The sequence below is a fragment of the Pseudomonas sp. B21-041 genome (assembly GCF_024748675.1).
GTDB lineage: Bacteria > Pseudomonadota > Gammaproteobacteria > Pseudomonadales > Pseudomonadaceae > Aquipseudomonas > Aquipseudomonas neuropathica.
In genome coordinates, this window is sequence record NZ_CP087175.1 from 5805751 (window position 1) to 5819971 (window position 14221).

General features: G+C 59.9%; 13 protein-coding genes. 11 read left to right on the plus strand and 2 right to left on the minus strand.

The genetic code is table 11. From position 1 onward, the window contains the following. Positions 1–178 precede the first annotated feature (178 nt). From LOY43_RS25945 to LOY43_RS25995, 11 genes are all read left to right on the plus strand, one after another. Positions 179–1273, plus strand: a complete 1095-nt coding sequence (locus LOY43_RS25945) for a pyridoxal phosphate-dependent aminotransferase (RefSeq protein ID WP_095126222.1) — start codon at positions 179–181, stop codon at positions 1271–1273. Between the two features lie 147 nt (positions 1274–1420). Then, a complete protein-coding gene (locus tag LOY43_RS25950; protein ID WP_007910086.1) occupies positions 1421–1882 on the plus strand; it encodes an Lrp/AsnC family transcriptional regulator in 462 nt (153 codons plus the stop codon). 223 nt (positions 1883–2105) lie between these two features. Then, entirely contained in the window at positions 2106–3788 is a 1683-nt protein-coding gene (locus LOY43_RS25955) for an NAD(P)/FAD-dependent oxidoreductase (protein WP_095050305.1), read from the plus strand. A 12-nt stretch (positions 3789–3800) separates the two neighbouring features. Beyond that, complete coding sequence (locus tag LOY43_RS25960; protein ID WP_220557078.1) at positions 3801–4595, plus strand: carbon-nitrogen hydrolase family protein; 795 nt, start codon at positions 3801–3803, stop codon at positions 4593–4595. Positions 4596–4633: 38 nt separating this feature from the next. Continuing rightward, positions 4634–7048 (plus strand): pyrroloquinoline quinone biosynthesis protein PqqF, encoded by a 2415-nt coding sequence (gene pqqF / locus LOY43_RS25965; protein WP_258708904.1) that lies wholly within the window; start codon positions 4634–4636, stop codon positions 7046–7048. 156 nt (positions 7049–7204) lie between these two features. After that, positions 7205–7279 (plus strand): pyrroloquinoline quinone precursor peptide PqqA, encoded by a 75-nt coding sequence (gene pqqA / locus LOY43_RS25970; RefSeq protein WP_003422658.1) that lies wholly within the window; start codon positions 7205–7207, stop codon positions 7277–7279. A gap of 81 nt (positions 7280–7360) precedes the next feature. Further along, complete coding sequence (gene pqqB, locus LOY43_RS25975) at positions 7361–8272, plus strand: pyrroloquinoline quinone biosynthesis protein PqqB (RefSeq protein ID WP_064388219.1); 912 nt, start codon at positions 7361–7363, stop codon at positions 8270–8272. 140 nt (positions 8273–8412) lie between these two features. Then, the gene (gene pqqC / locus LOY43_RS25980; RefSeq protein ID WP_095050302.1) at positions 8413–9165 is read left to right on the plus strand and encodes a pyrroloquinoline-quinone synthase PqqC; all 753 of its coding nucleotides are present in this window, start codon (positions 8413–8415) and stop codon (positions 9163–9165) included. Continuing rightward, the gene (pqqD, locus tag LOY43_RS25985; RefSeq protein WP_095050301.1) at positions 9162–9437 is read left to right on the plus strand and encodes a pyrroloquinoline quinone biosynthesis peptide chaperone PqqD; all 276 of its coding nucleotides are present in this window, start codon (positions 9162–9164) and stop codon (positions 9435–9437) included. Before pqqC ends, pqqD begins: the two co-directional genes overlap by 4 nt. Then, a complete protein-coding gene (pqqE, locus tag LOY43_RS25990; protein ID WP_016983158.1) occupies positions 9430–10569 on the plus strand; it encodes a pyrroloquinoline quinone biosynthesis protein PqqE in 1140 nt (379 codons plus the stop codon). Before pqqD ends, pqqE begins: the two co-directional genes overlap by 8 nt. After that, complete coding sequence (locus LOY43_RS25995) at positions 10535–12346, plus strand: S9 family peptidase (protein ID WP_258708905.1); 1812 nt, start codon at positions 10535–10537, stop codon at positions 12344–12346. The genes pqqE and LOY43_RS25995 overlap by 35 nt, the downstream gene beginning before the upstream one ends. A gap of 133 nt (positions 12347–12479) precedes the next feature. Here LOY43_RS25995 and LOY43_RS26000 read toward each other — a convergent pair whose 3' ends face one another. Further along, a complete protein-coding gene (locus tag LOY43_RS26000; protein ID WP_003228885.1) occupies positions 12480–12638 on the minus strand; it encodes a YqaE/Pmp3 family membrane protein in 159 nt (52 codons plus the stop codon). 193 nt (positions 12639–12831) lie between these two features. Further along, positions 12832–14115: an aspartate aminotransferase family protein gene (locus LOY43_RS26005; protein WP_095126227.1), complete on the minus strand. Its 1284-nt coding sequence runs from the start codon at positions 14113–14115 to the stop codon at positions 12832–12834. Positions 14116–14221 lie beyond the last annotated feature (106 nt).

The following is a 14221-nucleotide window of genomic DNA, read 5'->3' on the forward strand; positions in this document are numbered from 1 at the left end:
GCAGAGAAAAACCGATGCTCGCTGCACATGCTGAACCGCCCATGATGGGCGTTTTTTTTGCGTGTGCTTTTCTACTCATGAGATCACCCTCCTGTAAATCAACCATTAACCAGTTCGTTACTTCAGTATCCAGGCCCCACAGCCGTGGCGCATCTGATGATCCGAAAAGGGAGTTTTCATGGTTGATGTCACTCGACGCTCATTCGTTGGATTTGCTGCGACGCTGCCGTTACTGGCCCACAACCCCTGGGCACAGGCTCACATTGAAACCGCCTCGACAGCAGCAACTTCCGATGACGTGCTGATCAACTTCAACGAAAGTCCTTGGGGACCCTCAGCGGCAGCCCGGCACGCGATGCAGGAAGGTATCGCCCTGTCGGGACGTTATCCCTACAAGATCCAGTACCGACTCAATGCACTGTTTGCCCGCCAGCAAGGCATTCCCGAGGATTTCGTCCAGACGTATTGCGGCTCCAAACAGGCCTTGCAGCATGCCGTGCATGCCTTCACCCAGCAGGGCAGTCTGGTAGTCGCCGCCCCCTCCTACGAAGATCCCGCCCAGGCGGCTCGTGGCAGGAAAGTCACTGTCCACGAGGTTCCCCTGAACGCCGAGCATGCCCACGACCTGCCGCGCATGCTGGTTGCCGACCCTCGGCCCGGTTTGATCTATATCTGCAACCCGAACAATCCGACTGGCACTCTCACGGCTCGCAGCGATATCGAACGTGCCCTGAAGGACAAACCCAAAGGCTCGATTCTGTTGGTCGATGAGGCCTACATTGATTTCTCGCAGGCCACGACGTGCATTCCCCTGGTCAAGGAACACCCCGACCTGCTGGTGCTGCGTACCTTTTCGAAAATTTACGGCATGGCCGGCGCAAGGCTCGGTATCGCGGTGGGCAATCCGGTGTTGCTGGAACAACTGGAGGTGTTCGGCAACTACAACGTCCCAGCCGCATCGTCCCTGCTGGGAGCAATCGCCAGCCTTGAAGACGCGTCGTTGTTGAGCCAAAGGAAACACAACAATACGCGCCTGCGCGAGGAAACCGTCGCGTGGCTGAATACGCGCGGTTTTCGCTGCACGGCGTCCCAAGCCAACTGCTTCATGATAGACGTCAGACGCCCGGCGAGTGACATAGTCAAGGCTTTGGCCGAGCGTCGCGTGCATGTCGGTCGCGTCTGGAAAGAATGGCCGACCTGGGTTCGGGTGAGTGTCGGCACGGACGATGACATGCACCGGTTCCGGGAGGCGTTTGCCGAGGTTATGGCCTAAGCAACACGGGCGTGAAGTAACGGTCAGTTTTCAGCAGTTCAATATCGTCGACACGCAGATGAAAACCCGATCATCGCCTGCAAGCGTCCGCTCTATTGAGCCTGTAACATGCGCAAGCCACCGATTCGCGCCAATGGAGCCGCCCCCTTGCCAGACATCCGCCCGCCCGTGCTTGATGAAATCGACCGTCAGTTGATCGCCGCCCTGCAGATCAATGCCCGTGAAAGCGTAGCCATGCTCGCGCGGCAATTGGGCATCGCGCGCACCACTGTGACGTCGCGTCTGGCGCGGCTGGAAAAAGCCAAAGTGATCACCGGTTATGGCGTGCGTCTCGGCCAGCGAGTGGTCGATGGCGGGTTGCAGGCGTATGTCGGGATCAAGGTGCAGCCGCGCTCAGGCAAAGAGGTGTTGCGCCGGTTGAGTGCGATGGCGCAGGTGCAGCAGCTGTGTGCCGTGAGTGGCGAGTTTGATTATGTGGCGTGGTTGCGCACCGATTCGCCGGAGCAACTGGATCAGTTGTTGGATCAGATTGGCAGTGTGGACGGGGTGGAGAAGACGACGACGTCGATCATTCTGAGTAGCAAGATTGATCGGGGGCAGCCAGTTTAAGGTTTTGATCGGGCTTCTCGGCTGGATCAGAGGGCCTCTTCGCGAGCAGGCTCGCTTCTACACGCTGGTCGATGTGCAGTCTCTGATCGTCATATTGATATGTTAATTGGCAAAACGACGACATTTTGCGTCTTATTAACGTGTTCTACGCTCCCTAGAATGGCTGGCATCTTTTCCTATACTCAGACGCGCATCCTGCGTCGGGTCGCCAGCAAGGTCAGCCATGAACAAGAACAATCGCCATCCTGCAGACGGTAAGAAACCAGTCACCATTTTCGGCCCGGACTTTCCGTTCGCGTTCGACGACTGGATCGAGCACCCGGCCGGTCTCGGCACTATTCCTGAACATCATCATGGCGCTGAAGTGGCGATCGTCGGCGCTGGCATCGCCGGCCTGGTAGCGGCTTACGAGCTGATGAAGCTCGGCCTGAAACCGGTGGTCTACGAGGCTTCGAAGCTCGGCGGGCGTCTGCGCTCGCAAGCGTTCAACGGCACTGACGGCATCGTCGCGGAACTGGGTGGCATGCGTTTTCCGGTGTCCTCCACCGCGTTCTATCACTACGTCGACAAGCTCGGCCTGGAAACCAAACCTTTCCCGAACCCGCTGACGCCGGCCTCCGGCAGCACCGTGATCGACCTGGAAGGCAAAACCCATTACGCACAAAAGCTGGCGGATCTTCCTGCACTGTTTCAGGAAGTGGCTGACGCCTGGGCGGACGCACTGGAAGCCGGCTCGCAGTTCGCCGATATCCAGCAAGCCATCCGCGATCGCGATGTGCCGCGCCTGAAAGAACTTTGGAATACCCTGGTGCCGTTGTGGGACGACCGAACGTTCTACGACTTCGTCGCCACCTCCGAAGCCTTCGCCAAACTGTCGTTCCATCACCGCGAAGTGTTCGGGCAGGTCGGTTTCGGCACCGGCGGCTGGGATTCCGACTTCCCCAACTCGATGCTGGAAATCTTCCGCGTGGTGATGACCAACTGCGACGATCACCAGCACCTGGTGGTCGGTGGCGTCGAGCAAGTCCCACAAGGCATCTGGCGGCATGTGCCGGAGCGTTGCGTGCACTGGCCGGAAGGCACCAGCCTGAAATCCCTGCACCGTGGTGCGCCACGCTCGGGGGTGAAGAAAATCGCTCACGCGGCCGATGGCCGTTTCGCGGTCACCGACAATAATGGCGACACTCGCGAATACGCCGCAGTGCTGACCACTTGCCAGAGCTGGCTGCTGACCACCCAGATCGAATGCGACGAAACCCTGTTCTCGCAGAAGATGTGGATGGCCCTCGACCGCACCCGCTATATGCAATCGTCGAAGACTTTCGTGATGGTCGACCGGCCATTCTGGAAAGACAAAGACCCGGAAACCGGCCGCGACCTGATGAGCATGACCCTCACCGATCGCCTGACCCGCGGCACTTATCTGTTCGACAACGGCGACGACAAACCGGGGGTGATCTGCCTGTCGTACTCGTGGATGAGCGACGCCTTGAAGATGCTTCCGCACCCGGTGGAAAAACGCGTTGAGCTGGCGTTGAACGCGCTGAAAAAGATCTACCCGAAAGTCGACATCGCCGCGCGCATCATCGGCGATCCGATCACCGTGTCGTGGGAAGCCGACCCTTACTTTCTCGGTGCGTTCAAGGGCGCCCTGCCCGGCCACTATCGCTACAACCAGCGCATGTACGCGCACTTCATGCAGGACGAGATGCCCGCCGAGCAGCGCGGGATCTTCATCGCTGGCGACGACGTTTCGTGGACACCGGCATGGGTTGAAGGCGCGGTGCAGACGTCGCTCAACGCGGTGTGGGGGATCATGAAGCATTTCGGCGGTTCGACACATAAAGCGAACCCGGGCCCGGGTGATGTGTTCAAAGACATCGGCCCTATCGCCCTGCCCGAGTAAGAGGAATCCCTGATGCGTGTAGCCCTTTACCAATGTCCACCGCTGCCTCTGGACCCTGCCGCCAACCTGCAACGCCTGCATCAAGTGGCGATGGAGGCCAAAGGCGCCGATCTGCTGGTGCTGCCGGAGATGTTCATGACCGGCTACAACATTGGCGCCGAAGCGGTCAGCACCCTGGCTGAGGTCTACAACGGGGAATGGGCGCAGCAGATCGGCCGCATTGCCAAGTCGGCCGGTTTGGCGATTCTCTACGGTTACCCCGAGCGCACGGCGGACGGGCAGATCTACAACGCCGTGCAGTTGATAGACGCCAACGGTGAGCGCCTGTGCAATTACCGCAAGACGCACCTGTTCGGTGACCTTGATCGCTCGATGTTCAGCCCCGGTGAAGGCGATTTTCCGGTGGTTGAACTGAACGGCTGGAAACTCGGTTTCCTGATCTGCTACGACCTGGAATTCCCGGAAAACGCCCGACGCCTGGCCCTCGACGGCGCCGAGCTGATTCTGGTGCCGACGGCGAACATGATTCCGTTCGATTTTATCGCCGATGTCTCCGTACGCTCCCGCGCCTTCGAAAACCAATGCTACGTGGCCTACGCCAACTACTGCGGCCATGAAGGCGATATCCACTATTGCGGGCAAAGCAGCATCGCCGCGCCTGACGGCAGCCGTATTGCTCAGGCCGGTCTGGACGAAGCATTGATCGTCGGCGAACTGGATCGGCAGTTGATGATCGATTCACGCGCGGCCAATCGCTACCTCAGCGACCGCCGCCCGGAGCTTTACGGCGCGCTGAACAAGCGCTAATCCGCTAGCATGGGCACTCCACTGTTCTGGAAGTGCCCATGCCTGCGCCGACTCACCCCCGCCCCCACACCGAAACCCTGGCCAACGGCTTGCGCGTGACCCTGCGTCATGTGCCAGGCCTCAAGCGCAGTGCCGCTGCCCTGCGGGTGGCTGCCGGTAGTCATGACGTGCCATTGGCGTGGCCGGGGCTGGCGCATTTCCTCGAGCATTTGCTGTTTCTCGGCACTGAGCGTTTTCCGGCGGACGAAGGGTTGATGGCCTACGTGCAGCGCCACGGTGGCCAAGTGAATGCCAGCACTCGCGAACGCACCACTGACTTTTTCTTTGAGCTGCCGACGCGCTCGTTCAGCAAGGGGTTGGAGCGTCTGTCAGACATGCTAGCCAAGCCGCGTATGAATCTGGACGATCAACTGCGGGAACGGGAAGTGTTGCAGGCGGAATTTGTCGCCTGGTCGCAAGATCCTGCGGCTCAGCAGCAGTTTGCGTTGTATGAGGGTTTACCGGCAGAGCATCCGTTGCGCGGATTTCATGCGGGGAATCGGGACAGCCTGAAAGTGGAATTGCCAGCGTTTCAACAGGCGTTGAAGGATTTCCACCAGCAGTTCTATCGCACCGGACAAATGAGCTTGAGCCTGGTGGGGCCGCAGAGCCTTGAAGAGCAGCGCGCGCTGGCCGAGCAGTTCGCAGCGGCTTTGCCGGTTGGGGATAAAGTTGCACAGGTGGCGCCCCTGCCGCTGGCGGTGAAAAGTTATCAACAGGCCGCTGAGCGACGCGGCAATCTGCTGTTTGCGTTCGATGATTTGCCGGAGACTTCCGCCGAGGCAATGGCATTCCTCTGCCACTGGCTGAACAGTGCCAAGCCCGGGGGGTTGCTGGCGCATCTGCAGGAACAGAATCTGGCGGATGATCTGAAAGCCGCACCACTGTACTGCTTTGCGGGGCAAGCCTTGCTACATCTGGCATTCATCGCACCAGCCGAATCGATGAACGCCATTAGCGAACGCGCAAAGGATTGGCTGAGCTTCTTCGCGCAACAGGATTGGACGCCGCTGCGGGCGGAATACACGGCCCTGGTTCAGCGCCAGCAACAAGTCAGCGGCGCGCTGCAACTGGCACGACTCGACAGCGAGCGACAAGAGAGTGGTCTGTCCGACAGCGGCATCAGCGCCCTCAAACATCTGCTCCGTGAAATCGGTGTTGTGGATAACTTCAGCGCTCACTGGCGATTACCTGCTGCCAATCCATTCCTGCGCACCAGCGAACCGCTCGCCAATGCAGGCCTGATTCGCGGCCAAACCAGCGCCCACCGTGGCCTTCGTACATTTGCTCAGGATCGCTCGCGCGGCCGTCGCGAACGCTCGCCGATGCAGTTCAGCCAGGTCTTGCCGGACAGCGGCAATGAAGGCGCGATTTATCTGCGTTGGCAGGTTGAGTCTGCCGCCAGCCCTGATCTGCACTCGAGATTGCAACGCAGTCTTCGGGAAACTCAGCAAGACGCGCGCGAGGCTGGAGTCGAGTTGTCTTTCAGCACCACAGGGCATCAATGGTTGCTCAAGCTCACCGGCCTGCAGGAGCCAATGCCCAGCGTCCTGGAGCATGCGCTGAAATGTCTGACGCAAGTTGACGCCGATTCGTTGCGTAGTGAGGCGGAAACGCCGCTGATCCCCATTCGCCAGTTGCTGAAAGCGCTGCCGGAACAGGCGCTGGAATCAGCTAAAACCGGCGACGACGCCCAACAGCTGTGGACAACTTCGCATTGGGACGGCCTCGCGTTGGGACTGAGCCAACAGACCCAGTCCGCCTTGGGCCTGGCCCTGAGCCGGGTTCCCGGCATCCCGGACAACCAACTGGCAGCGCCGGCGGCAATCACCGCGCAAAAACACTGGCGCCATGTCGATACCGCCTCCAGCGAACACGCTGTGCTGTTGTTCTGCCCCGCCGCCAGCCGCGACATCGTCGAGGACGCCGCGTGGCGACTGTTGGCGCACGTGTGCCAGACGCCGTTCTACCAGCGCCTGCGCGTCGAATTGCAATTGGGCTATGCGGTGTTCAGTGCGCTTCGTCAGATGAATGGCCAAACCGCCCTGCTGTTTGGCGTGCAATCCCCGAGCGCCAGACCTGCGGAGTTGCTCAAACACATTCAACAGTTCCTCAAAGGTATGCCCGCGCTGATCGAACAGTTTGATGAGGCCAGCCTCAACCAGCAGCGGCATAACCTCGCGGATCAATTCGACGCAGCCAATCTATCCAGCAAAGACGCTGCTGAGCTGCTCTGGCAGGCCAGACTCGCAGGCCACTCGTCGGATTATCTTGGGCAATTACTCGCCGCCATTGGCCAACTGGATCGCCAGGCGTTGTTTAACGCAGCACAGCGCTTGATCAACGCCGAGGGCGGCTGGCTCTGTCTCGCCAGCGACCCCGCACCCGGTAACCCATGGCAAACGACAAATTGATCATTACCGAGGCTGCAAGGAGCTTTCTCGAATATTCACGGGCAAACCCGGTGAAATTTTGAGTAACATAGCCGCCTAACTATTTGGAACATCTTTGCGCTGCCGTGGACTATACCTATGGACAGCGCTATCCCACCCAACCTGAGGAGACACCCTATGTCCTGGACAAAACCGGCTTACACCGACCTGCGTATCGGCTTCGAAGTCACCATGTACTTCGCCAGCCGCTGAGCTCTGCTTACGTAGAATTGCAGTGCAACGCCTCGGCTCGCCGGGGCGTTTTATTTTCCGCGTAGAAATGATGGAGCGTTCATGTTCGTCCAGATTCTGGGTTCGGCCGCCGGTGGCGGTTTTCCGCAGTGGAACTGCAACTGCGTCAATTGCGCAGGCTTTCGCGACGGCAGCCTGAATGCCAAGGCCCGCACCCAATCGTCCATCGCGATTTCCGATGACGGCGTGAACTGGGTACTGTGCAACGCCTCGCCGGACATCCGCGCACAGCTGCAAAGCTTCGCCCCGATGCAACCGGGCCGCGCCCTGCGTGACACCGGCATCAGCGCGATCATTCTGATGGACAGCCAGATCGACCACACCACCGGCCTGCTCAGCCTGCGCGAAGGCTGCCCGCATCAGGTCTGGTGCACGGACATGGTTCATGAAGATCTGAGCACTGGTTTTCCGCTGTTCAAGATGCTCACCCACTGGAACGGCGGGCTGGACTGGAACCGCATCGAACTCGACCAGAGCTTCACCGTGGCCGCATGCCCGAACCTGCGCTTCACCCCGCTGCCGTTGCGTAGCGCCGCGCCGCCGTACTCGCCGCACCGCTTCGATCCTCACCCGGGCGACAACATCGGTTTGATCGTTGAAGACTTGAAGACCGGCGGCAAATTGTTCTATGCGCCGGGCCTGGGCAAGGTCGATGCGCCGTTGCTGGAGATCATGGCCGGCAGCGATTGCCTGCTGGTGGACGGCACGATGTGGGATGACGATGAAATGCAGCGCCGTGGCGTCGGCACCCGCACCGGTCGCGAGATGGGCCATCTGGCGCAGAACGGCCCTGGCGGCATGCTCGAAGTGCTGGAGCAGTTGCCTGAGCAGCGCAAAGTGCTTATCCACATCAACAACACCAATCCGATTCTCGATGAAGATTCGCCGGAGCGTGCTGAGTTGGCCCGGCGTAATGTTGAAGTGGCGTTCGATGGCATGAGTATTGTGCTGTAAGCATTTGAGACCGCTGCGCGGTCTATCGCGAGCAGGCTCACTCCTACATTGGAATGCGATCACTTGTAGGAGTGAGCCTGCTCGCGATAAGGCCGGTACAGACACCAGATATTTCTAGGGTTGTTCCCCGGAGAACCGCAATGACCGACACCCCGCTTTCCCCGGCCGAATTCGAAGCGGCCCTGCGCGCCAAAGGCGCCTATTACCACATCTACCACCCGTACCATGTGGCGATGTACGAAGGCCGCGCCACCCGCGAACAGATTCAGGGCTGGGTCGCCAACCGCTTCTACTATCAGGTGAACATCCCCCTGAAGGACGCGGCGATCCTCGCCAACTGCCCCGATCGGGAAATCCGCCGCGAGTGGATTCAACGCCTGCTCGACCACGACGGCGCCCCCGGCGAGGACGGCGGCATCGAAGCCTGGCTGCGTCTCGGCCAAGCGGTCGGCCTCGACCCTGATCAACTGCGCTCCCAGGAACTGGTGCTGCCCGGCGTGCGTTTCGCCGTCGACGCCTACGTCAACTTCGCCCGCCGCGCCAGTTGGCAGGAAGCCGCCAGCAGCTCGTTGACCGAACTGTTTGCACCACAGATCCACCAGTCGCGCCTCGACAGTTGGCCGCAGCATTATCCGTGGATCGACCCGGCCGGTTACGAATACTTCCGCACCCGTCTCGGTCAGGCGCGACGCGATGTCGAGCACGGTCTGGCGATCACGCTTGAGCACTACAAGACGCGTGAAGGCCAGGAGCGCATGCTGGAAATTCTCCAGTTCAAACTGGACATTCTTTGGAGCATGCTCGATTCCATGAGCATGGCCTACGAACTGAACCGCCCGCCGTATCACAGCGTCACCGAACAACGCGTCTGGCACAAAGGAATCACCTTATGAGTTTCGACCGCAGCAAAGTCCCGACCTGGCGTCCCGGCTACCGCTTCCAGTACGAACCGGCGCAGAAAGGCCATGTGCTGCTCTACCCCGAAGGCATGATCAAACTCAACGAAACCGCTGCGTTGATCGGCGGTTTAATCGACGGCGAACGCGATGTCGCGGCAATCATTGCCAAACTTGATGAGCAGTTCCCGGGCGTGCCTGAGCTCGGTGACGACATCGAGCAATTCATGGAGGTTGCCCGTGCGCAGCACTGGATCGAACTTGCCTGATCTGCCGCCCAAGCCTGAAGTCGGCCTGCCGCTGTGGCTGCTCGCCGAGCTGACCTACCGCTGCCCGCTGCAATGCCCGTACTGCTCCAATCCGCTGGATTTCGCCGAGCAGGGCAAAGAGCTGAGCACCGAGCAGTGGATCAAGGTGTTCCGCGAAGCGCGGGAGATGGGCGCGGCGCAACTGGGCTTTTCCGGTGGCGAGCCGCTGGTGCGTCAGGATCTCGCCGAGCTGATTCATGAAGCGCGGCAGTTGGGTTTCTACACCAACCTGATCACCTCTGGCATCGGCCTGACCGAGCAGAAAATCAGCGACTTCAAGAAGGCCGGGCTCGATCACATCCAGATCAGTTTTCAGGCCAGCGATGAGCAAGTGAACAACCTGCTGGCCGGCTCGAAAAAGGCTTTCGCGCAAAAGCTGGAAATGGCTCGCGCAGTGAAGGCCCACGGCTATCCGATGGTGCTGAACTTCGTCACCCATCGGCACAACATCGACAAGATCGACCGCATCATCGAGCTGTGCATTGCGCTGGAAGCCGACTTCGTTGAACTCGCCACCTGCCAGTTTTACGGTTGGGCGCAGCTCAATCGTGTCGGCCTGTTGCCGACCAAAGAGCAACTGGTGCGCGCCGAGCGCATCACCAACGAATACCGCGCGAAGCTGGAAGCCGAAGGGCATCCGTGCAAGCTGATTTTCGTCACCCCGGATTACTACGAAGAACGCCCGAAGGCCTGCATGAACGGCTGGGGCAGTATTTTTCTGACAGTCACACCGGACGGCACCGCCCTGCCTTGTCATGGCGCCCGACAGTTGCCGGTGCAATTTCCCAATGTGCGCGATCACAGCATGCAGCACATCTGGTACGACTCGTTCGGCTTCAACCGCTTCCGTGGTTACGACTGGATGCCCGAGCCGTGCCGCTCGTGCGACGAGAAAGAAAAAGACTTCGGCGGCTGCCGCTGTCAGGCGTTCATGCTCACCGGTGATGCGAGCAATGCCGACCCGGTGTGCAGCAAGTCCGAACATCACGGCGTGATTCTCAAGGCCCGCGAAGAAGCCGAGACTGCCACTCAAACCATCGAACAACTGGCCTTCCGCAATGAACGAAACTCGCGCCTCATCGCCAAGGGCTGAGCCATTCAGCGCTTCGCAAGCCGTCGCTGCCGGCATGGACTTCGCCGAACTTCAGCTCGGCGCCAACGGGTTGTTCTGGAATGAGTATCGACCGGAGGATGCCGCGTGCCGGATCTGGCATTGGCGCGATGGCGTGACGAAATGTCTGACGCCGAATGGTTTTAGCGTGCGCAGTCGCGTGTACGAATATGGCGGTGGCGCGTTTTGTCTGACGCCGGATGGGGTGGTTTTCGTCGCTGAGGCGGATCAGCAGTTGTATCGCCAGAAGCTCGGTGGCGAGCCGGAAGCACTGACCTCGGGTGAGTGTCGTTACGGCGATCTGCATTTTGCTTTCGGGCAAGTGCTGGCGGTCGAAGAACAGCAAGATCAGCATCGGCTGGTAGCAATCGGTCTCGCTGACGGGACGCGGCATTTATTGGCTGAAGGCGCGGATTTTTATGCGGCGCCAATCCTTAGTGTGGATGGCCAGCGTTTGGCCTGGATCGAGTGGAGTCGGCCGCATCAGCCGTGGACGTCGACCCGGTTGATGGTGGCTGAGCGTTCGACTGACGGTGCATTTGGTTCGCCGCAATGCATTGCCGGCACCGAGGTTGAAGAGTCCATTCAGCAACCGCGATTCGATGCCGACAATCGCCTTTATTGCCTGACCGATCGTGGTGGATTCTGGCAGCCGTGGGCTGAGACTTCCGACGGTTTGGAGCCATTACCTGCTGCGCAAGCCGATCACGCGCCAGCACCGTGGCAACTGGGCGGCTGCACTTGGTTGCCTGTTGAAAATTCGGTTTTAGCCAGTTGGAGTGAAGGCGGTTTCGGCCGTCTGACATTAGGCGATGACGACTTCACCGGTGACTACAGTCGTTTCCGGCATTTGGCTTTGGATGCGCAATTTATCTACTGCATCGCCGCCTCGCCGATCAGTCCTTCTGCGGTCATCGCCATTGATCGGGCGACGCGCAAAGTGAACATGCTGGCCGGCGGCGTAGCGCCTTTACCCGCAGAGCGCATTAGCCGTCCGCAAACCCTGTGTTACCCAAGCGGTTCGGGCGAAGCGCATGGGTTCTTTTATCCGGCCATGAGCGGCGAGACAAACCCGCCGCTGGTGGTGTTCATCCACGGCGGCCCGACATCGGCCTGCTACCCGATGCTCGATCCGCGCATTCAATACTGGACGCAACGCGGCTTCGCCGTGGCCGATCTCAACTATCGCGGCAGCAGCGGTTATGGCCGCGAATATCGGCAGGCCTTGCATCTGAGCTGGGGTGAGGTGGATGTCGAGGATGCTTGTGCGGTGGTGAGTTATCTCGCCGGCCAGGGTTTGATCGACGGTGATCGCGCATTCATTCGTGGCGGCAGCGCAGGTGGCTACACCACGTTATGTGCGCTGGCGTTCAAGCAAGTCTTCCGCGCTGGAGCGAGCTTGTACGGCGTCAGCGACCCGGTTGCGTTGGCTCGAGCTACGCACAAATTTGAAGGTGATTATCTGGACTGGCTGATCGGCGATCCCGAGCAAGACGCCGAACGCTACGCCGCACGCACGCCGTTGTTGCACGCAAACAACATCCGCGTACCGGTGATTTTCTTTCAGGGTGAACTGGACGCCGTGGTAGTGCCGCAACAGACCCGCGACATGGTCACGGCGCTGGAGCACAACGGCGTCCCGGTCGAAGCGCATTACTACCCCGACGAACGCCACGGATTCCGCCGCGCGGCCAATCAAGCGCATGCGCTGGAGCAGGAGTGGAAGTTCTATCGCCAGGTAATGGGATTGACGGACTGATCACCGCGCCCTGTTCAAAACCGGGTTGCCCCATTCGCGAGCAGGCTCGCTCCCACATTGGATCTGTGTTGTTCACAAATCCCCTGTGGGAGCGAGCCTGCTCGCGAAAGCTATCTACTTGGCGCCGCAGTACTCAGCGCTTGGCGATGATGTACACCGCATGCACGATCCCCGGAATATAACCGCACAACGTCAGCAGAATGTTCAACCAGAACGCCCCGCCAAACCCGACCTGCAGAAACACGCCCAGTGGTGGCAACAGAATAGCGATGATGATGCGAATGAAATCCATGGGGCAGCTCCTGTATGGGGGTTGGCTCACTTGAGCCATACAAGCTAATCGACCTGCGCCGCTCGTCAGGGTTCAGTGCAACGGCCATTTGATCGCCACCACCTCAAAAAAAACGCCCCACGCCAAAAGAATCAGGCGTGGGGCGTGCGTTATACCGCGAGACGGTTCTGGAAATCGGGTAAGAAACTTCAGTTCAGACGGCAATCCCCTTGCGGCATTGCAGTTGTGCGGTTCGCACTCGCGAGAAGGCGCGGCCCAGGCGCAGGAGCATTTCGTCGATGTTGGTTTTGCTGACGGTAAGGGCCGGGGTGAAGCGCAGGCAGTTGGCTTGCGGGGCGTTGAGCAGCAAGCCTTCGTGAAGGGCGGCGTGGACCACGGCCTCAGCGGAATCGTCCGACAGGGTCAGTCCGTAGAACAAACCTTGGCCACGCAGTTCGCCGTGGTCGTAGCGGTGCGCCAATCGGGCCAGGCCTTCGCGCAGATGCTGGCCATTATCGTTGACCTGCTGCAGGAAGCTGCGGTCGTACACGCTGTCGAACACCACCAGGCCAGCCGCTGTCATCAGCGCATTGCCGTGATGCGTGCCGCCCAGTTCACCCGTGTCGAAACAACACGCCTTGCCCCGCGCCAGCAGCGCCGCCAAGGGCACACCGCCGCCAAGGCCTTTGCCGAGCACGACGATATCGGCGCGTACGCCATAGGACTGTTCGGCAAGCAAGGTGCCGCAGCGACCGATGCCGGTTTGTACTTCGTCGAGGATCAGCAGAATGCCCAGCTCTCGGCACAGACGTTCAACGCCTTTTAGGTAATGCTCAGTCGCCGGAACAACCCCGGCATCGCTCTGGATCGGCTCCAGCATGATCGCCACGGTTTGCGCATCGACCGCGGCGTGCAGCGCGGGCAAGTCGTTGAACGGCACCAGATCGAAACCCGGCAGTAACGGCGCGAAACGGTTGTGCAAGTTGCAGCTATCGGAGGCAGAAATCGTCGCCAGACTGCGGCCATGGCAACCCTGCTTCGCGACAATGATTCGCGAGGCGCCGCCACGATGCAGTTGGCCCCATTTGCGCGCCAGTTTGATCGCCGCTTCACAGGCTTCGCTGCCGCTGTTGAGCAGATAGGCCTGATCGCTGGAGGTGCTGGCGCACAGCCGTTCAGCGAGGCTGAGCATGCCGCGATTGTGCAGGTTGAAACCGGGATTGATCAGCGCCTGCGCCTGGCTGGCAATCGCTTTGACCAGCGCTGATGGGCTGTGGCCAAGACTGTTGGCGCCACCGGCCTGGGAAAAATCGAGGTACGCGCGGTCATTGCTGTCCCACAGCCACGAACCCTGACCACGCACGAACACCTGTTGCGGCCGTTCGACGCTGGGCATCAGGCGCTCGGAGCTAAGATTTTCGTTGATATCAGAAGGATCAGCCTCAAAAGCGAGGTCATCGAGACTCGGCGTCTGGCGCCGCAAACTGAACAGATTCATTGAAAAACACCACGTTTAAGGTGTTTTGAACTGCCTATGCAAACACTGTCGAAGCGAACGCTATTCATCGCGCTTTCTGGCCCTGTAAGCCTTGTGAATGCGGTTA

Coding starts and splice junctions, on each gene's coding strand:
- LOY43_RS25945 (WP_095126222.1), top strand. CDS start 179: ATGGTTGATGTCACTCGACGCTCATTCGTTGGATTTGCTGCGACGCTG.
- LOY43_RS25955 (WP_095050305.1), top strand. CDS start 2,106: ATGAACAAGAACAATCGCCATCCTGCAGACGGTAAGAAACCAGTCACC.
- LOY43_RS25960 (WP_220557078.1), top strand. CDS start 3,801: ATGCGTGTAGCCCTTTACCAATGTCCACCGCTGCCTCTGGACCCTGCC.
- pqqF (WP_258708904.1), top strand. CDS start 4,634: ATGCCTGCGCCGACTCACCCCCGCCCCCACACCGAAACCCTGGCCAAC.
- pqqB (WP_064388219.1), top strand. CDS start 7,361: ATGTTCGTCCAGATTCTGGGTTCGGCCGCCGGTGGCGGTTTTCCGCAG.
- pqqC (WP_095050302.1), top strand. CDS start 8,413: ATGACCGACACCCCGCTTTCCCCGGCCGAATTCGAAGCGGCCCTGCGC.
- pqqD (WP_095050301.1), top strand. CDS start 9,162: ATGAGTTTCGACCGCAGCAAAGTCCCGACCTGGCGTCCCGGCTACCGC.
- LOY43_RS25995 (WP_258708905.1), top strand. CDS start 10,535: ATGAACGAAACTCGCGCCTCATCGCCAAGGGCTGAGCCATTCAGCGCT.
- LOY43_RS26000 (WP_003228885.1), bottom strand. CDS start 12,638: ATGGATTTCATTCGCATCATCATCGCTATTCTGTTGCCACCACTGGGC.
- LOY43_RS26005 (WP_095126227.1), bottom strand. CDS start 14,115: ATGAATCTGTTCAGTTTGCGGCGCCAGACGCCGAGTCTCGATGACCTC.